This window comes from Aeromonas rivipollensis, from assembly GCF_037811135.1.
GTDB lineage: Bacteria > Pseudomonadota > Gammaproteobacteria > Enterobacterales > Aeromonadaceae > Aeromonas > Aeromonas rivipollensis.
Genome location: NZ_CP149130.1, coordinates 1,482,063 through 1,499,487, shown reverse-complemented (window position 1 = coordinate 1,499,487; position 17,425 = coordinate 1,482,063). Strand labels below are relative to the sequence as shown.

Sequence of the window (17,425 nt, the reverse complement as noted above, 5' to 3'; positions counted from 1 at the left end):
GTGATTGAGGATCTCAGCATAGCAGCCGCGCCCCTGGCTGCCCTCAGAGGGCCACCAGCCGCTCCAGATCGCTGCGGGTCAGGCGCTTACTGTCCACCTTCACGTAGAGGGAGTGCTCCTCAGGCACCAGCAGCACGTCGCTCACCCCGTCGCAGGCGCGGATCTTCTGCTCCAGGGCCGGACTCGCGGCCACCCCTTCCGGCAGCACTATGCGCAGGCTGCTGACGTAGGGAGGCTCGGCCATGGTGAGGCTGACGCCAAACCAGAGCAGTGCCAGGACGGCGCAGCCGCCAAACACCAGGGGGCCGCCCCCCAGGCTGTAGAGCAGCCCCCCCAGGCTGCCGCCGATGGCGACCCCGAGGAACTGGCTGGTGGAGTAGACCCCCATGGCGGTGCCCTTGTAACCCGGGGGCGACTCCTTGCTGATAAGAGACGGCAGCAGCGCCTCCATCACGTTGAAGCCGACGAAGAAGAGTTGCAGCCCCAGCAGCAGCCCCCAGAGCTGCAGGCCTGCCTGCCACAGCACCAGCTCGGCAACCAGCATCACCAGCACGCAGGCCTGGAACACCCGCTTCATCTGGCGGTGTTTCTCGGCATAGATGATGAAGGGCACCACGCTCACGAAGGCGATCAGCATGGTGGCCAGATAGGCCTGCCACTGGTGCTCCCGGGCCAGGCCTGCTTGTTCGAGCAGGGGCGGCAGCGCCACGAAGCTCGACATCAGCAGGGTGTGGACGCAGAGGATGCCGAGGTTGAGCTTGAGCAGACGCCCATTGGTGAGCACGGTGCGAAAACCGCCGCGCACCATGGCGGACTCGCGATTTTGCAGGTGGGCAGCCGGGGTCGGCACCACCCAGATCACCATGGCGATGGCCGCCAGCGCCAGCAGGGCGATGAGCCAGAAGAGGCCGGATAACCCCACCGCCTGGGTGATCAGGGGGCCTGTCACCATGGCGATGGCGAAGGTGATGCCAAAGCTCACCCCGATGAAGGCCATGGCCTTGGTGCGGTTCTGCTCCCGGGTGAGATCAGACAGGAGTGCCATGACGGCGGCGGAGATGGCGCCGCTCCCCTGCAGGGCGCGCCCGACGATGACCCCCCAGATGGAGTCGCTCAGGGCGGCGATGACGCTGCCTGCCGCAAACATCAGCAGGCCGCCGACGATAAGGGGCTTGCGGCCGATGCGATCGGAGAGCAGCCCGAAGGGGATCTGGAACAGGGCCTGGGTCATGCCGTAGATGCCGATGGCCAGACCGATGAGCGCCTCCGAGGCGCCCGCCAGGGACATGCCGTAGGTGGTCAGCACCGGCAGGACCATGAACATGCCGAGCATGCGCAACGAGAAGACGGAGCCGAGCGCCCAGGTCGCGCGGCGCTCGCCCCTCGTCATGGTGAAATCATTCATGATGGCCTCGATAGGTCAGAGAGAGGAGACACAAAGGGGCGGATGACAAGGCACGCCACACCCGAAAAAGCCGACAATGCGCCCCGTGGGGCGGGCCACATAATAACAGAGCCGGGAAGGTTCCCGGCTCTGGATTCTATTGATTTTCCTGCGTCATATCACAGTGACTCAAGGCAGCATGCTCACCAGCACGGGAGTTGCGTCCGGCTGGAAGTCCACCGACATCATCACGCTGAGGCAGGTAATGGTGACGATGGAGAACATGAACAACTTGCGGGCCCAGAGGGAGTCATCCACCGCCGCCTTGTAGCCAGACAGCGCCATCCCCAGCCACCAGACGCTCACCGCGGTGGCGACTATCAGGTACTTGTAACCGGCGTAGCCGCCGAGGAACAGCATCAGGGTCGGCACCATGAACGCCAGTATGTAGAGGGTGATGTGGTGCTTGGCCACAGAAATCCCCTTCACCACCGGCAATACAGGGATGTTGGCGGCCTGGTAATCCTTGAAGCGGAAGATGGCAATCGCATAGGAGTGCGGCATCTGCCACAGGCTGAAGATCGCCAGCAGGATAAGCGCCCCCGAGTCGAACTGGCCGCTCACCGCGCAGTAGCCGATAACCGGTGGCGCGGCGCCGGAGAGGCTGCCGACCAGGGTGCCATAGACAGAGTGACGCTTCATGTAGAGGCTGTAGACCCCCACATAGACCAGGAAGCCCAGCACCGCCAGCAAGGCGGCCAACGGATTGGCCGCAAAGTAGAGCAGTGCAATGCCCGCAACGCCCAGCGCGCTCGCATACCAGAGCGACACACCGGGGGCGATGAGCCCCCTCACCAGGGCGCGGTTCTTGGTGCGCTCCATGATGCAGTCGATGTCCCGGTCGATGTAGTTGTTGAACACACAACCGGAGGCGACCACCAGTGACACCCCCGCCATGGTCAGGATGAACAGGGGCACATCCAGGCTCCCCTTCGAGGCCAGCAGGAAGCCGCCGATAACCGAGATGAGGTTACCGAAGATGATGCCCGGCTTGGTCACTTGCAGGTATTGCTTCATCATCACATCAAGCCGCTCAGTGAACCATCATGTTGATGTTGAGGTTGTACATGATCCACAGGGAACCCACGACCACGATGGCGATGATGAGCACGGTAAAGACCAGTGCCACCAGGTTCCAGCGCTCCTCGGAGGAGGTGTTCATGTGCAGGAAGTAGATCAGGTGCACGAAGATCTGCACCACCGCCATGGCCACCACTGTGCCGAGCACCATGGCATGGGAGGCGGAGCCGTCCATCACCATCCAGAACGGGATCGCGGTCAGGATGAGTGACAGCACGAAGCCGGTCATGTAGGACTTGACGCTGCCGTGGCTGGCGCCGTGATTGTCAACAGAATGACTCATTTACATGACCCCCATCAGATAAACCACGGTGAAGACGCAGATCCACACCACGTCCAGGAAGTGCCAGAACAGACTCAGGCACATCAAGCGCGTGCGGTTGCGCTCGGTCAGCCCCTTCTTGCTGATCAGTACCATCATCACGATGATCCAGATAAGGCCGCTGGTCACGTGGATACCGTGGGTACCAACCAGGGTGAAGAAGGCGGACAGGAAGCCGCTGCGATCCGGGCCCGCATCATTGACGATCAGATGATGGAACTCGTAGATCTCCATGGCGATGAAGCCGGCGCCAAGAATGAAGGTGACCAGCAGCCAGGTGTTGACCGCGGAGACCTTGTTCTTGTTCATGGCCAGCATGCCGAACCCGAAGGTGATGGAGCTCAGCAGCAGCAGCATGGTTTCGGCGAACACGAACGGCAGTTCGAAGATGTCCTTGCCGGTGGGGCCGCCGGCGGTGCCGTTGACCAGGACTGCATAGGTTGCGAACAGGGTCGCAAACAGGATGCAGTCGCTCATCAGGTAGATCCAGAAGCCGAACACCTTGGTGGCACCGGCATCATGGTGCCCATCCTCATGGGCACCGTGAGAGTGATGTAGAACGTCAGTCGCCATGGAGTTAAGCCACCTTGTTGATATTGTCGAAATGCTGACCTTCGATGCGCTCGATCTCGTCAACCTGTACGTAGTAGTCCACATCGTCGTTGAAGCTGTGGATGATCCAGGTGGCGATCATGCCGACGAAGCCGGCGATGGCCATCCACCAGATGTGCCAGATCATGGCAAAGCCAAACACCACGCTGAAGGCGGCGATGATGACACCGGCACCGGAGTTCTTCGGCATGTGGATGGGGGCGTACTTGGCCGGCTGGCGATAGGCGCTGCCGTCCTCTTTCGCTTCCCAGAAGGCGTCCAGACCCTTCACCTTGGGCTCGATGGCGAAGTTGTAGAAGGGGGGCGGAGAGGAGGTGGCCCACTCCAGGGTACGGCCACCCCAGGGATCGCCAGTCCAGTCACGGTTCTTCTCACGGTCACGGATACTGACCACGACCTGGATCAGCTGGCACAAGACGCCGAGGGCGATGAGGCCGGCGCCGCAGGCGGCAACCACCAGCCAGCCGTGGAACTCGGGATCGATGTTCTGGCTGACACGACGGGTCATGCCCATGAAGCCCAGCACGTAGAGCGGCATGAAGGCCACGAAGAAGCCGGTGATCCAGAACCAGAAGGCACGCTTGCCCCAGACGTCATCCAGCTTGAAGCCGAACGCCTTCGGGAACCAGTAGGTGATACCTGCGAAGCAACCGAACACCACGCCGCCGATGATGACGTTGTGGAAGTGGGCGATCAGGAACAGGCTGTTGTGCAGCACGAAGTTGGCAGCCGGCACCGAGAGCAGTACCCCTGTCATGCCACCCACGGTGAAGGTGATGATGAAGCCGACGGTCCACAGCATGGGCGAGGTGAACTCGATGCGACCGCGGTACATGGTGAACAGCCAGTTGAAGATCTTCACCCCGGTCGGGATGGAGATGATCATGGTGGTGATGCCGAAGAAGGCATTCACGTTGGCACCGGACCCCATGGTGAAGAAGTGGTGCAGCCAGACCACGAAGGAGAGCACTGTGATGGCCACGGTCGCCCACACCAGGGAGGTGTAGCCGAACAACTTCTTCTTGCAGAAGGTCGCCACCACTTCGGAGAAGATCCCGAACACCGGCAGCACCAGGATATACACCTCGGGGTGACCCCAGGCCCAGATCAGGTTGATGTACATCATCATGTTGCCACCCATGTCATTGGTAAAGAAATGGGTACCCAGGTAGCGGTCTGCGGTGAGCAGGGCGATGGTGACGGTCAGGATCGGGAAGGAGGCGATGATCAGGATGTTGGCGCACAGGGCGGTCCAGGTGAACACCGGCAGACGCATCATGGTCATGCCGGGGGCACGCATCCGGATGATGGTGGCAAAGAAGTTGACACCGGTCAGCAGGGTCCCGAGACCGGAAATCTGAAGACTCCAGATCCAGTAATCGACCCCTACCCCCGGGCTGAACTCCAGCCCCGACAAGGGCGGATAGGCCAGCCAGCCGGTCTGGGCGAATTCACCGACCCCGAGGGAGACGTTGATCAGCACCACGGCCGCGGCGGTAAACCAGAAGCTCAGGTTGTTCAAGAAGGGGAAGGCGACGTCACGGGCACCGATCTGCAGCGGCACCACTATGTTCATCAGACCGATCACCAGCGGCATGGCCACGAAGAAGATCATGATGACGCCGTGGGCGGTGAAGATCTGATCGTAGTGGTGCGCGTTCAGGTAGCCTTCGCTACCGGCGGAGGCCATGACCTGCTGACCACGCATCATGACCGCATCGGCGAAGCCGCGCAGCAGCATGACCATGCCTAAGATGAGATACATGATACCGAGGCGCTTGTGGTCCACCGAGGTGAGCCACTCTTTCCACAGATATTGCCACTTGCCGTAATAAGTGATGAGACCGGCAATCGCCAGCCCACCCAAGATGATACCGGCTATCGTGACCATGATGATGGGTTCATGGTACGGAATAGCCTCGAGTGTCAATTTTCCAAACATCGATTATTCCTCGGATCCTGCTTTCACACTCTTGTCAGCCATAGACGTGGCCATGTGTCCGGCATGCTCGTCATGACTCATGGCCGCGTGGTCCATGCTCCCTTCTTTTGCAGCGTCATGGTTCATGGCCTTGTGGTCCATGGCGCCCTCTTTTGCAGCGTCATGCTTCATAGTCTCGTGATCCATGGCGCCTTCTTTTGCAGACTCATGGTTCATGGTCTCGTGATCCATGGCGCCCTCTTTTGCAGCGTCATGCTTCATGGCCTCGTGATCCATGGCGCCGTCTTTTGCAGACTCATGGCCGCCATGGGACATGCCACCCATGAACTTGTTGATCACATTGACGAACAGCTTGGGATCGGCGCTGGCGAAGTACTCAACCGGGTGGTTTTCGCTCTTCTTGGCCAGGGCATCGAACTCACCCATGGTGCTCAGCATCTTGGGAGACTGTTTCACCTTGGCGACCCAGGCATCGAAACCGGCCTGGTCCTGGGTGGCAATCGCCTTGAACTTCATGCCGGAGAAACCGGCGCCGCTGTAACTGCCGGAGATCCCCTTGTACTGACCCGCCTCGTTGGCAATTAGGTGCAGCTTGGTCTGCATCCCGGCCATGGCGTAGATCTGACCGCCCAGCTGGGGGATGAAGAAGGAGTTCATCACTGTGTCTGAGGTCACCCGGAAGTTGATCGGGGTGTTGACCGGGAAGGCCAGCTCGTTGACCGAGGCGATCCCCAGCTCCGGATAGACGAACAACCACTTCCAGTCGAGGGAGATGACATCGACCTGGATCGGCTTGACGTCAGATTCCAACGGCTTGTAGGGATCGAGGGAGTGGGAAGTTTTCCAGGTAATCACTGCCAGGATGGCAACAATAATGATGGGCACGGTCCAGACGACCGCTTCAATCTTGTTGGAGTGAGACCAATCCGGGGTGTATTTGGCAGTGGTATTGGATGCTCTGTATTTACGAGCAAATGCCACCGTCATAATAATCACAGGAATCACCACGATTAACATCAACCCGAGTGCGGTCAATATCAGTGACTTCTGCTCCAGACCAACCTGCCCCTTGGGGCTCATCAGAGCCATGTCGCAGCCACTCAGCAAGCCAGCGGTTGCCATCAACAGCAAAGCGCCCAAGCCCCTCTTTACTTCAAAAGGTCTCATGCAATGTCCTCATCGTTTCAAGGCTTATTGGTATAATAAAAATGCCGCATTTTATTGCATCAGACCGGCATGTGAACAACATGAAAAATTAATCCCAAAAATGTTCCAAGGGTGGTGAAAAGAGGTATCAGATGTTAATCCCTTGACAGCGACCAATTTATTAAATTCACAGACCTTCGATTCATCTCCCGTTAATTTATCTCCCCGCCAAAATCGCTCACCAATTAATCAAATCGGCTTATTGCCCTTATTTTCTGAGGGAGAAACAGGGTGAAAAAGAGCCATTCAGACCTCTTTCGATGCACAGGCGCCTTCCCCATTCCTTGATCTGGATGCGTATATTCCGAGGTGGAATAAAAAAATAATTAATCAAACGAATGTATGATTAACTTCCCGAGGCAGACGTAAGCACGGAAGGGGCTGCCCTGTCTGGGGCCCACCATGAAAAACGGGCCTCAGATAGGCCCGCTTGAGACAACGTCCCATCACAGGGTCTCCCTCAGGGGTGTTTATGCTCCATTCGGGTCGCCACTGCGATGCGGTTCCAGGCGTTGATGGTGACCACCTGCATCAGGCACTGGGCCAGCAGGGTTTCCCCCAGCAGGGCCAGAGCCTGCTGGTAGCTCTCCTCGGTGAGCCCTCGCTCGCCGATCAGGGTCACCTCGTCGGTCAGGGCCAGCACCGCCCGCTCCCGCTCATCGAACAACGGGGATTCGCGCCAGGCGGACAACGCCAGCAAGCGCTGGGGGCTCTCCCCATGCTTCATCGCCACCTCGGCGTGCATCTCGATGCAGTAGGCGCAGCCGTTGAGCATGGAGGCCCGCAGCTTGATGAGCTCCTTGAGCGACAGCGGAATGTCGGTCCCGCCGAGATAGGACTCGAGGCCCATCATGGCCGAGATGGCGGCGGGCACCTGGCTGGCAAGCTGGATACGTTCTGACATGGCAATACTCCCGTGAAGAGGCCCTCAGGTGGGCGATGAGCACATTGTTCACGCTTTCATCCATGGATAGAATACCGCCATAACCTGCAACAGTTTTGCATTTACCGCAAAGGTACTCCCATGCTGGATCGCGTCCGTATCCTGGCTCAGGTGGTGGAGTCGGGGAGCTTCTCCCGGGCCGCCCGCGCCCTCAACCTGGCCCCCTCCTCGGTGACCCGCACCATAGATGCGCTGGAGCAACAGCTGGGGATCCCGCTGTTCAAGCGCAGCACCCGCCAGCTGGTGCTGACCGAGCAGGGGGAGTACTTCCTTGCCCGTTCGGTGCGCCTGCTGGAGGAGGCGGATCAGCTGGTGCAATCCCTGCAACCCCTGCCGGTGGCGCCAGAGGGCCCGCTTCGGGTCTCGGTGTTCGAGAGCTTCGGGACCAGCTGGCTGGCGCCGCGCCTGCCGGCCTTCCTGGCCCGCTATCCCGGGGTGCGGCTCGAGATCGAGCTCGACAACCGGCTGGTGGATCTCGACGCCGAAAACGTGGACGTTGCGGTGCGCATCGGACGCCCAGTGGACAGCGGCCTCCATAGCCGCCACCTGCTCACCAACCGGACCCTGCTGGTCGCCTCCCCCGCCTATCTGGCCCGCCATGGCGAGCCCGCCCATCCCGATGAGCTGGCGCACCACAACTGCCTGATCCGCGGCCATGGCCGTCAGCGCCAGCACTGGTATTTCCGGCAAGGGGCGCAGCGCCACAGAGTCGCGGTGCGGGGCAACCTCGCCTCGGTCGGCGGCACGCCGCTGCTGTGCGCGGCCGAGGCGGGCTCCGGCATACTGCTGCTGTCGAGCTGGATGGTGCAGCAGGGGCTGGACAACGGCACCCTGCAACCCCTGCTGTCAGAGTGGCAAGCCTCCCCGTACGAGGATCGTCATGACGAGATCCATGCGGTGTTTAGGGGCGGCCGCTTCTTGAAGCCCCAGACCCGCGCCTTCATCGACTTTCTGATCGAGGTAATGAAGCCCTTGCAAGGGCCGCGCTGATAGCGGCGCTCTCTCTGGCCTGAGGAAAAAAGCAGACGCCGGGCAAAGTGCCCGGCGCCGGAAGTGAACGACAGCGTCAAGAGAAAACGGTCAGCGAGAATTGCGCCCATCCGGGGTCTGGGCCGCGCCTCTATAGTCCCCGTAAGGAAAGACGTCGCGCAGGCGCTGGGCCACGGGCTCCGGAATGGAGCGGGAGAAGACCAGCCTGACCCCGTTGCCATCGCGCTGACCCAGGATGCGCCCTCGCACCGGATCCTGCTGCAGGATTTGTTTGGCCTGGGCCAGGAAGCGCGGCGGCACAGAGCCTCGCTTCACCTGCACCTTGCCAGGGGCAAGCCGGATCTCGAACAGGGCGCCGCGCCCCAGGGTCATCAACCACCCGATCAGGGCGACTGCCACCAACAACGACAACCAGGCCATCTCTCTCTCCCTTTGCCAGCCTCGATGTGCGCCAGTATATGTGGCGACAGGCGGCGAGGAGTGGGCGGACATCACGTTTTGCCCATCCCCGAGTCAGCAATCCTTGCCCCAGGCCACCAGGGTGTCGCGATAGAGCGCCAGCAGGGCCTGATCCCGCACCGCCACCCCGACCCGCTGGGCCGGATAGCCCGCCCACTCATCGTGGGGATGGGGCTTGCCGTCGAACTTCTGCAGGGTGTGGCCTATGGCGGGGCCATGGTCGATGACCCGCACCGGGCCCTCCCGCAGGGTGAACAGCTCGGGGTCGATCACGTAGGCGATGGCGGACGGATCGTGCACGTGGCAGCCATTGAGGCCGATGCGCTCGGAATAGAAGCGCAGGTAGAAGCGGCTCACCGCCCACAGGAAGCGACCGGGCTCACCGGCATCGTCCCGCAACGCATCCAGATAGGCGCTGCTGAAGAAGCTCTGCTGGGTCACGTCCAGCCCGATGATCACCAGGGGCCAGGGGGCGGTGAACACCCGATCGGCCGCCTCGGGATCGTCGTGAATGTTGGCCTCGGCATAGGGGGTCACGTTGCCGCGATGGCCGTTGACGCCAAAGGCGCCCCCCATCACCACCACCTGCTTCACCAGCGAGGTGATCTCGGGGGCGGCCTCGAGCGCCAGCGCCAGGTTGGTGAGCGGCCCTATGGTCACCAGGGTGATCTCGCCGGGGTTGGCCTTCAGCGTCTCGACTATGTATTGCCAGGCCGGGCGGGGATCCGGGGTCAGGGTCACCTCCCCCGCCTCCACATCACCCAGCCCGCTCGGACCGTGCACCACAGTCGTAGGCCCCACGGGCTCGCGCAGCAGCGGCGCGGCGGCGCCCTGGGCCACCTCTGCCTTCATGCCGTATTTCTGCTTGAGCCAGAGGGCGTTGCGAGTCCCGTTCTCTATGGTGGCGTTGCCAAACACCGTCGTGATGGCGAGCAAGTCGATGGCGGGGTGGGCCTCGGCAAAGAGTATTGCCATGGCGTCGTCGATACCGGGATCGGTATCCAGAATGATCTTGTGGGTCATAGGGCCTCCATAGGGCAGAAGTGCCAGTGTAGCGACCTCGGGCCCGTTTAACAGCGTCAGGATCACAGCCTCGGCGTTTGGCCTGCCATCCCCCCGCCGACCGGCGACATCTTGAGCACCTCATCCGGGGCCTGTCATGGTCAGGGGCCGCAGTGGCGACATTCTGGGCAGTCGACCCGCCCCCAGGCCCCCGCGCCTTGTGGGTAGGCCTGCGGGATGGTATCACTTGGCCTCACTCTCCCCACTCCTCGCCGAGGCGCCAACGTGATCACCCTGATTAAAGAGTCTGACCAGCTGAAGATGCCCTGGAAAAACAAGCAGGGCACCACGGCCCAGATCCTGGTCTCCCCCCCGGGTTCGAGCCTGGAGAAGCTCGACTTTGACTACCGGCTGAGCTCGGCCCCCATCAAGGCGGCGGGCCCCTTCTCCAAGTTTCCCGGTTATCAGCGCATCCTGCTGCCCGTCAGCGGGGCCGGTTTCGTGCTCAACGGCCACCCCTATGCCACCTTCGAGGCGGCCCACTTCAGCGGGGATGACGAGACCCACTGCGAGCTGCTGAAAAAAGAGGTGACGGATCTGGGGCTCATCTACGATCCCGCGCGCATCAGCGCCAACGTGCGGGTGCTCAATGTGCCCTTCACTCTCACCCTCACCCTGGAGGCGGACAAGACCTACCTCTGCCACCTGCTGAGCGGCCAGCTGACGGTGGCAGGCCAGGCCGTGGCCATCAACGAGACCCTGGTGGTCAAGGGGGAGGAGAGCATCCGCTTCGAGTGCGGGAAAAAGACCACACTAGCCTTCTTTACCCTGCAAGCCCGGTAAGGGAGACACCCGCGCAGGCCCTGGAGTCTGGCTCAACGTTTGGGTGCACGGCCCCCGCTGTCGAGGCAGGCCTGCATGCTGTCGTAGGGAACATAATGCTTGGTGCGGCCGTAGTAGGTGCCACCCTGGGGGTGGCAGATGCCGTTGCGGCTCTTCTTGACCGGGGGCTCTGCCGCCAGCGCCAGGGCGCACACCAGCATCAGGCAACAGCCGACTACCCATTTTACTGCTCTCATCACTTAAATCCGTCCAGTCGGCATTCGGACTAACAGGCCCGTTTGCGGCTGATTTTATCCTGTCTGCGCCGAAACCACCCCTCGCAAGATCACGAAACGCACCATTCATCCAATCGCTTGGCTCCTCTGTACCCCACGATCGACACCAGGTATCAGCATCATAAAAAAAGCCGGGATATCCCGGCTTTTTTCTTCATGACCACCCAACAAGCGGCTTAACCGATCTTGAAGGTGCCCTTCATCATGGCGAAGTGGCCGGGGAAGGAGCAGAAGAAGGTGAGATCCTTGCCAGCCAGCCCCTCGGTCTTGAAGGTGACGCTGGTGCTCTCGCCGCCCCCCACCAGCTTGGTGTGCGCCAGTATCCTGGCATCGTCCTTGGGCAGGTAGTCGTGATCGGCGCCGGCGCTCATGCCAGCGGTGGCGACGGCCTGATAGTCGGCGGTGTTGGCCAGCACCCAGTTGTGACCCATGTTGGCCACCGGCAGCTTGCCCGTGTGATTGAGGGTGACAGTCACCTCCTTGCAGGTGGCCGGTACGCTCATCTCCTTGAGGTTGTACTGCATGGCGTCATTGCCTTCGATGACCAAGGCGCACTCATCGGCCAGGGCCGGGGCAGCCAGGGAACTCAGCAGCAGCAGGGTTAACACCTTTTTCATCATCTTCTCCTTTGATTGACGAGGAATGGCAGCACCCTTGTCTGTCGAATCGCACGGCGACGCGTAAAGATGCTGTCATGATCGATCTTCATTGTACCCAAATGTCGCCGGAGGGCAGCGGCTTTTGCTCAAAGCTGCGGGCCAGGTCACTCCCGGGTCCATTGAACTGTGGAACAGATCCGCCGGCTTCACCCCCAGCGCGGCTTAATTATTTCCACCCAGGCCCGGCGCCAGGGGCTCGTCAATTGCGGCGCCCTTGGCTAAGCTGCTCCCCCGTCGATGACTCCCGCGAGAATGCAAGATGAAGACCCTCTCCCTGGCCCCCCGCGGCCTGCTGCTCTCCCTGGTGCTGCTGTTGACCGCCTGTCAGCCGGCTCCGACCCAGACCCGCATTCAGGGCAACACCATGGGCACCTACTATGCGGTGACCCTGAGCGACCCCTTCCCCGGTGGCCAGGCCGCGTTGCAGGGGGAGGTCGATGCCCTGCTGGCGCGCATCAATCAGGAGATCTCCACCTATGATCCTGGCTCCCTCATCTCCCGCTTCAATCAGGACGCAGGCAAGGCCCCCATGGTCATACCGGCCAGCATGGCCAGGATAGTTCAGCAGGGTATGGATGCGGGGCGCCTCACCCAGGGCAAGCTGGACGTCACAGTGGGCCCCCTGGTCAACCTGTGGGGCTTCGGGCCGGACAAGCGTCCGGTCAAGCGGCCCACCACAGAGCAGATTGCCAAGGCGCGGGAGCGGGTCGGCATCGACAAGCTCAGCCTGACGCCGCAAGGGGACCATTTCCTCCTCGGCAAGGCCATCCCCGACCTTTATCTGGATCTCTCCACCCTGGGGGAAGGGGCGGCGTCCGACGACATCGCCGCGCTGCTCGAGCGCAAGGGAGTGCACAACTACCTCGTCGAGGTGGCGGGCGCCGTGCGCAGCAAGGGACACAATGACAAGGGCAACCCCTGGCGGGTGGCCATCGTCGAGCCTTCGGACAGGCCGGGCGCCATCGAGGACGTGGTCACCCCGAACGGCATGGCCCTGAGCACCGCCGGCAGCTATCGCAACTATTACGAACTCGATGGCCGGCGCTACTCCCACATCATCGATCCCGCCACTGGCGAGCCCGTCACCCACAAGCTGGTCTCCGCCAGCGTCATCACCCCCACGGCGCTGGAGGCCGATGCCCTCGACACCGCCCTCATGGTGATGGGGCCCGAGCAGGCGATGGCCTTTGCCACCGAGCACAAGCTGGCGGTCTATCTCATCATCAAGACGGAGCAGGGTTTTGCGGCGAAGCACACCCCGGCGTTTGCCCCCTACCTGGTGCGCAGACAGCCATGAACAAAAAGGCCCCGCAATGCGGGGCCTTTTCATGACAGCGCGCTATTCGATGGGGATGCGATGGGGCGCCGGGGTGACCGCCTGCTTGGGCAGTTGCAAGGTGAGGATGCCGTTCTCGAAGCGGGCGCTGACCTGGTCCGGCGCCACCTCCACCGGCAACTCGACGGTGCGCGACACGCTGCCATAGTAGCGCTCGCTGCGCAGGGAGCGATCCTCCTTGCTCTGGCTGTCGTGCTGGCGGATCTCCGCCTTCAGGGTCACCAGTTTGCCGTGCACATCTATCTGGATGTCCTCCTTGGCCACCCCGGGCAGCTCGGCCTGCAACAGGTAACCGCCGTCGCTCTCCCTCAGATCCAGCGTGATCCGGCTGGGCAGGGGATCCCCGTGCAGGGGCCGGATGTAGAAGCCGGAGGCCATGTCGTGGAACAGGTCATCAAACAGGCTGGTTCGGCTCGGTAGCAAACTCATTTGATTCCTCCTTGTGGTACGGGTGATGGCTGCAGATCGCCGGGATCTGCCTCCCTTCAAGTCTAAAAAGCGCGCTGAACCGCGCCACTGCCATCTCGCGTCCGGTTGACGAAGATCAAGGGAGCGACATGATTTTATTGCGGCCCACCTCTGCGCTCGGTGGGAAAAACGGGGTCCCCTTCCCATGTTCAATTGCCTGCCTGCGGACTTTGGTGGCACACTTCTCCCACCAGCCCGCAGCGCCTCAATGCAAGACAGATGCAGACACCGGATCCCGCACCAGAGAAGAAAGCCCAGCCCAAACCCAGGCGCATCCTGCTGGTCAACGAGCAGCGTTCCTTTCAGATGATGATGAAGGCGATGCTGATCAACATCGGCATCAACCGCATCACCTACATCAATTCCGCCGACGAGGCGCGCCGCCGCTGCCAGAAAGAGAGCTTCGACATCTATCTGCTGGACTACGAGCTGGGGGCGGGCGAGAACGGTCGCCAGTTGCTGGAGAGCCTGCGGGACCAGCAGTTGATCCCTCCCCAGAGCGTGGTGATCATGGTCAGCAGCGACAGCTCCCGCGCCATGGTGCTGAGCGCGCTGGAGGCCGAGCCCGACGAATACCTGATGAAGCCCTTCTCCCAGGAGCAGTTCTCGTTTCGCTTGAAACGCGCCCTCGCCCGTCGCCAGTCTCTGGAGAGCGTCTTCATTGCCCTCACCCAGAACGATCTCCCGGCCCTGGTCGAGGCCTGCGCCAGACAGGCCGATGCGGTGCCGCGCTTCGCCAACTTCTGCCGCTGCCTGCAGGCCGATACCCAGCTCAAGCTCGGCCTGGCCAAGGAGGCACGCAGCCTGATGCGCCAGCTGCTGGCCGGGCAGGAGAACAGCTGGGCCAGGTTGACCCTGGGCAAGGCCTGCTACCGTCTGGCGCTCTATGACGAGGCGGTGAGCCACCTGCAGGCGACCCTGAAGAACACTCCCCTGATGGTGGAGGCCCATCTCTGGCTGGCGGAGTCCCTGCTCTCCCTTGGCAAGGAGGAGCTGGCCCAGCAGGAGCTGCGCCGGGCGGTGGACATCTCCCCCCAGTCGGTGCAGCTCTCCCGCCGGCTGGCAGAAGTGTGCCTGCTGCGCCACGACTATGGCCAAGCCAAGGATGTGTTGCTCTCCCTCATCGATCTGTCGCGCAACTCCATCCACCGCACTCCCCACTACCTGGGGGCCTACATCCAGACCCTGACTCTCTACGCCCTCAACAGCAACGACGGCTATCACATCGCCAACCTGCAAAAGCAGGTGAACTCGGCCCTGTCGCGCATTCGGGATTCCCTGATGATGTCGGAGTTCAACTACCCGGTGTTCGAGCAGATCTGTCAGGCCAGGGTGCGGATCGCCCTGGGGGAGCTGCTCAAGGGCAAGAAGATGCTCTATCGCGCCAACCAGAACTGGCTGGACAAGCCCGAGACCATGCCCACCGCCCTGCTCGGCGAGACCATACTCGCCCTCTACCAGCTCGGGGAGTTCGAGTACGCCGAGAGCCTGCAATCCCTGCTGGCGGAGGATGAAGACCGGCTGCTCACCACCTGCATCCAGGTGACCCGGGACGACAAGACGGTGCAGGAGCGCCGTCAGCGCTACCAGCAGCTCAACGATCTCGGTATCAAGGCCTACCAGAGCGGGGAGCTGGAGCAGGCCCTCGGCCATTTCCGCGAGGCCCTGCGCCGGGCTCCCGCCAATACCGGCGCCGCCCTCAACAAGATCCAGGTGCTGCTGCAACTGATGCAGAAGAACCGCAAGAGCCCGGAATTCGGCGCCGAGTGCAAGGAGACCCTGGAGGTGCTGGAGGGCATCCCCCTGAATCCCGCCCAGCAGGACCGCTTTCGCAAGCTGCGCCAGGAATTTAACCAGATAGCCTAGCCAGCGGCGCCTCTCCCTCACCTATGCTGATACAGACTCAGGCAAGGAGGGGCGACAGCATGGCGATGTGCCGATACCTGGTGGCAGATGGCCGCCACTGCAGCGAAGAGGCGGGGGATCACGACCTGTGCCACTGGCACGACCCCCATGCCTCCCACTCATCCCCGGACACAGCCGCAGCACTGGAACACTATGTGCGCCAGGGGGGCCTGTGCCACGGGTTGCAACTGGCCCGCGCCGATCTCGCCGGTCTCAACCTGGTGAACAGAGAGGGCCCCCAGGGATTCCTGCTGGAGCAGTGCAACCTCTATCGCGCCAACCTGCGGGGCGCCCACCTCTACGGCATCCGCATCAAGGGCGGTAGCCTGATGAAGGCCGATGTCAGTGACGCCAACCTGCACTGCGCCGAGTTGCACGACGTCAACCTGCTCGGCATCCGCTGGAAGAACACCCGGCTCGACAACCTGGATACCGGCAAGCGGCTGATGCAGGACAGGAAGGGGCGAAGCGAGCGGGATCCGGCACAGGCCAGGATCTGGTTCAAGGAGGCGGAGGAGACCTACCGGGATCTGCGCAAGGCCTCGGAGGCCCAGGGGATCTTCACCATGTCAGGCCGCTACATCCAGCAGGAGCTCACCATGCGCCGCCTGCAGATGCCGTTCTGGTCCTATCAGCGCTTCGCCTCCTGGATAGTGGACTTGTTCTGCGGCTACGGCGAGGCCCCCATGCGGGTGGTGCTTTTCTCCCTGCTGCTCATCTTCATCTGCAGCATCTTCTACTTCTTCTGCGGCCTCAACTTCGCGGGCAACCACCTCATCTATCGCCCGGAGGCGACCCTCGAAGAGAACGCCATCTTCCTGCTCGAATGCCTCTACTACAGCGTGGTGACCTTCACCACCCTGGGCTACGGCGACTTCACCCCGGTCGGCCTGTCGCGGATCTTCGCCGCCTTCGAGGCCTTCACCGGCAGCTTCACCCTGGCGCTGTTTGTGGTGGTGTTTGTCAAGAAGATGACCCGCTAAGCCCGGGGCCGGGGCACAGGGAGGCTGCACGCCCCCTCCCCTGGCCCCTCTTGCATCCAGACCGGATTCCTAGTCCAATAGCGACTAATAAAAACGACATGAGCATCCCTGACATGAAGATCATCTCTTTCAATATCAATGGCCTGCGCGCCCGTCTTCATCAGCTGCAAGCCATCATCGACAAGCACCAGCCGGACGTGATCGGCCTGCAGGAGATCAAGGTGCACGACGATGAGTTCCCGCTGGCGGACGTGGAGGCCATGGGCTATCACGTGGCATTCCACGGTCAGAAGGGCCATTACGGGGTCGCCATCATGAGCAAGCAGCCGCCCCTCGAGGTGCAAAAAGGCTTCCCCACAGACCCCGAGGATGCCCAGCGCCGCATGATCATGGCCAGCTTCAAGCGGGAAGACGGATCCCTCATCAAGGTGATGAACGGCTATTTCCCGCAAGGGGAGAACCAGGCGCACGAGACCAAGTTCCCGGCCAAGCAGAAGTTCTATGAGGACCTGCAACACTACCTCGAGACTCACCACACGCCGGACGATCAGCTGGTGCTGATCGGCGATGTGAATATCTCCCCCACGGATCTCGACATCGGCATCGGCGAGGCGAACCGCAAACGCTGGCTGCGGGAGGGCAAGTGCTCCTTCCTGCCCATAGAGCGGGAATGGATGGAGCGCCTCAAGGGGTTCGGGCTGACCGACACCTTCCGCGCCGCCAACCCCACCGAGTGCGAGCGCTTCTCCTGGTTTGACTACCGTTCAAAGGGCTTTGACGAGAACCGGGGCCTGCGCATCGACCTCATCATGGCGTCCAATGCCCTCAAGGACAAAGTGACCGAAACCGGCATCGACTACGAGCTGCGCGGCATCGACAAGCCCTCCGATCACGCTCCCATCTGGGCCTGCTTCGCCTGATCCCGGCGCCAGGCACCCCCTCGCAAAGAGAGCCAG

18 protein-coding genes are annotated in these 17,425 nt (G+C 61.9%); 6 read left to right on the top strand and 12 right to left on the bottom strand.

Annotation, left to right across the window (positions count from 1 at the left end; translation table 11 throughout):
* Nucleotides 1–43 precede the first annotated feature (43 nt).
* From WIR04_RS06855 to WIR04_RS06825, 7 genes are all read right to left on the bottom strand, one after another.
* Nucleotides 44–1,405 (bottom strand): MFS transporter, encoded by a 1,362-nt coding sequence (locus WIR04_RS06855; RefSeq protein WP_338891472.1) that lies wholly within the window; start codon nt 1,403–1,405, stop codon nt 44–46.
* 168 nt (nt 1,406–1,573) lie between these two features.
* Nucleotides 1,574–2,467 (bottom strand): heme o synthase, encoded by an 894-nt coding sequence (gene cyoE / locus WIR04_RS06850; RefSeq protein WP_106886300.1) that lies wholly within the window; start codon nt 2,465–2,467, stop codon nt 1,574–1,576.
* A 10-nt stretch (nt 2,468–2,477) separates the two neighbouring features.
* Complete coding sequence (locus tag WIR04_RS06845) at nt 2,478–2,807, bottom strand: cytochrome o ubiquinol oxidase subunit IV (RefSeq protein ID WP_025327639.1); 330 nt, start codon at nt 2,805–2,807, stop codon at nt 2,478–2,480.
* Nucleotides 2,808–3,503, bottom strand: coding sequence for a cytochrome o ubiquinol oxidase subunit III (locus WIR04_RS06840; protein WP_080675188.1), 696 nt, complete (start codon nt 3,501–3,503; stop codon nt 2,808–2,810).
* Nucleotides 3,424–5,400, bottom strand: a complete 1,977-nt coding sequence (cyoB, locus tag WIR04_RS06835) for a cytochrome o ubiquinol oxidase subunit I (RefSeq protein ID WP_338891467.1) — start codon at nt 5,398–5,400, stop codon at nt 3,424–3,426. The genes WIR04_RS06840 and cyoB overlap by 80 nt, the downstream gene beginning before the upstream one ends.
* 3 nt (nt 5,401–5,403) lie before the next feature.
* Nucleotides 5,404–6,522 (bottom strand): cytochrome o ubiquinol oxidase subunit II, encoded by a 1,119-nt coding sequence (gene cyoA, locus WIR04_RS06830; RefSeq protein WP_338892481.1) that lies wholly within the window; start codon nt 6,520–6,522, stop codon nt 5,404–5,406.
* Nucleotides 6,523–7,066: 544 nt separating this feature from the next.
* A complete protein-coding gene (locus WIR04_RS06825) occupies nt 7,067–7,510 on the bottom strand; it encodes a carboxymuconolactone decarboxylase family protein (RefSeq protein WP_338891465.1) in 444 nt (147 codons plus the stop codon).
* A gap of 120 nt (nt 7,511–7,630) precedes the next feature.
* Between WIR04_RS06825 and WIR04_RS06820 the strand changes: the two genes are divergently transcribed.
* Nucleotides 7,631–8,539 carry a LysR family transcriptional regulator gene (locus tag WIR04_RS06820; protein WP_338891463.1) on the top strand — a complete coding sequence of 303 codons (909 nt, stop codon included), beginning with the start codon at nt 7,631–7,633 and terminating at the stop codon, nt 8,537–8,539.
* A gap of 90 nt (nt 8,540–8,629) precedes the next feature.
* Here the strand turns inward: WIR04_RS06820 and WIR04_RS06815 are convergent, their stop codons facing one another.
* Nucleotides 8,630–8,959 (bottom strand): DUF3634 family protein, encoded by a 330-nt coding sequence (locus tag WIR04_RS06815; protein ID WP_338891461.1) that lies wholly within the window; start codon nt 8,957–8,959, stop codon nt 8,630–8,632.
* Between the two features lie 93 nt (nt 8,960–9,052).
* A complete protein-coding gene (locus WIR04_RS06810) occupies nt 9,053–10,021 on the bottom strand; it encodes a nucleoside hydrolase (RefSeq protein WP_338891459.1) in 969 nt (322 codons plus the stop codon).
* A 264-nt stretch (nt 10,022–10,285) separates the two neighbouring features.
* Between WIR04_RS06810 and WIR04_RS06805 the strand changes: the two genes are divergently transcribed.
* On the top strand, nt 10,286–10,843 hold the full coding sequence (locus tag WIR04_RS06805) for a HutD family protein (protein ID WP_338891457.1): 558 nt from the start codon (nt 10,286–10,288) through the stop codon (nt 10,841–10,843).
* A gap of 32 nt (nt 10,844–10,875) precedes the next feature.
* On the opposite strand, the gene WIR04_RS06800 is transcribed toward WIR04_RS06805, so the two are convergent.
* Together WIR04_RS06800 and azu are read right to left on the bottom strand one after the other, a co-directional pair.
* Nucleotides 10,876–11,079, bottom strand: coding sequence for a hypothetical protein (locus WIR04_RS06800; RefSeq protein WP_025327648.1), 204 nt, complete (start codon nt 11,077–11,079; stop codon nt 10,876–10,878).
* A gap of 215 nt (nt 11,080–11,294) precedes the next feature.
* Nucleotides 11,295–11,735: an azurin gene (azu, locus tag WIR04_RS06795; RefSeq protein ID WP_338891454.1), complete on the bottom strand. Its 441-nt coding sequence runs from the start codon at nt 11,733–11,735 to the stop codon at nt 11,295–11,297.
* Between the two features lie 301 nt (nt 11,736–12,036).
* Here azu and WIR04_RS06790 point away from each other — a divergent pair, with 301 nt between their 5' ends.
* Nucleotides 12,037–13,074: an FAD:protein FMN transferase gene (locus WIR04_RS06790; protein WP_338891452.1), complete on the top strand. Its 1,038-nt coding sequence runs from the start codon at nt 12,037–12,039 to the stop codon at nt 13,072–13,074.
* A 42-nt stretch (nt 13,075–13,116) separates the two neighbouring features.
* Here WIR04_RS06790 and WIR04_RS06785 read toward each other — a convergent pair whose 3' ends face one another.
* The gene (locus WIR04_RS06785; protein WP_307764298.1) at nt 13,117–13,542 is read right to left on the bottom strand and encodes an Hsp20/alpha crystallin family protein; all 426 of its coding nucleotides are present in this window, start codon (nt 13,540–13,542) and stop codon (nt 13,117–13,119) included.
* A 258-nt stretch (nt 13,543–13,800) separates the two neighbouring features.
* Between WIR04_RS06785 and WIR04_RS06780 the strand changes: the two genes are divergently transcribed.
* The 3 genes from WIR04_RS06780 (at nt 13,801) to xthA (ending at nt 17,389) form a co-directional block, all read left to right on the top strand.
* On the top strand, nt 13,801–15,447 hold the full coding sequence (locus tag WIR04_RS06780) for a response regulator (protein ID WP_338891449.1): 1,647 nt from the start codon (nt 13,801–13,803) through the stop codon (nt 15,445–15,447).
* 59 nt (nt 15,448–15,506) lie between these two features.
* Nucleotides 15,507–16,469 (top strand): ion channel, encoded by a 963-nt coding sequence (locus WIR04_RS06775; RefSeq protein ID WP_025327653.1) that lies wholly within the window; start codon nt 15,507–15,509, stop codon nt 16,467–16,469.
* A gap of 113 nt (nt 16,470–16,582) precedes the next feature.
* Nucleotides 16,583–17,389: an exodeoxyribonuclease III gene (xthA, locus tag WIR04_RS06770; RefSeq protein WP_307764295.1), complete on the top strand. Its 807-nt coding sequence runs from the start codon at nt 16,583–16,585 to the stop codon at nt 17,387–17,389.
* Nucleotides 17,390–17,425 lie beyond the last annotated feature (36 nt).

Coding starts and splice junctions, on each gene's coding strand:
- WIR04_RS06840 (WP_080675188.1), bottom strand. CDS start 3,503: ATGTGGACTACTACGTACAGGTTGACGAGATCGAGCGCATCGAAGGTC.
- cyoA (WP_338892481.1), bottom strand. CDS start 6,522: ATGGCAACCGCTGGCTTGCTGAGTGGCTGCGACATGGCTCTGATGAGC.
- WIR04_RS06775 (WP_025327653.1), top strand. CDS start 15,507: ATGGCGATGTGCCGATACCTGGTGGCAGATGGCCGCCACTGCAGCGAA.
- WIR04_RS06785 (WP_307764298.1), bottom strand. CDS start 13,542: ATGAGTTTGCTACCGAGCCGAACCAGCCTGTTTGATGACCTGTTCCAC.
- WIR04_RS06855 (WP_338891472.1), bottom strand. CDS start 1,405: ATGAATGATTTCACCATGACGAGGGGCGAGCGCCGCGCGACCTGGGCG.
- WIR04_RS06825 (WP_338891465.1), bottom strand. CDS start 7,510: ATGTCAGAACGTATCCAGCTTGCCAGCCAGGTGCCCGCCGCCATCTCG.
- azu (WP_338891454.1), bottom strand. CDS start 11,735: ATGAAAAAGGTGTTAACCCTGCTGCTGCTGAGTTCCCTGGCTGCCCCG.
- WIR04_RS06820 (WP_338891463.1), top strand. CDS start 7,631: ATGCTGGATCGCGTCCGTATCCTGGCTCAGGTGGTGGAGTCGGGGAGC.
- WIR04_RS06790 (WP_338891452.1), top strand. CDS start 12,037: ATGAAGACCCTCTCCCTGGCCCCCCGCGGCCTGCTGCTCTCCCTGGTG.
- xthA (WP_307764295.1), top strand. CDS start 16,583: ATGAAGATCATCTCTTTCAATATCAATGGCCTGCGCGCCCGTCTTCAT.
- WIR04_RS06780 (WP_338891449.1), top strand. CDS start 13,801: ATGCAGACACCGGATCCCGCACCAGAGAAGAAAGCCCAGCCCAAACCC.
- WIR04_RS06810 (WP_338891459.1), bottom strand. CDS start 10,021: ATGACCCACAAGATCATTCTGGATACCGATCCCGGTATCGACGACGCC.
- WIR04_RS06845 (WP_025327639.1), bottom strand. CDS start 2,807: ATGAGTCATTCTGTTGACAATCACGGCGCCAGCCACGGCAGCGTCAAG.
- WIR04_RS06800 (WP_025327648.1), bottom strand. CDS start 11,079: ATGAGAGCAGTAAAATGGGTAGTCGGCTGTTGCCTGATGCTGGTGTGC.
- WIR04_RS06815 (WP_338891461.1), bottom strand. CDS start 8,959: ATGGCCTGGTTGTCGTTGTTGGTGGCAGTCGCCCTGATCGGGTGGTTG.
- cyoB (WP_338891467.1), bottom strand. CDS start 5,400: ATGTTTGGAAAATTGACACTCGAGGCTATTCCGTACCATGAACCCATC.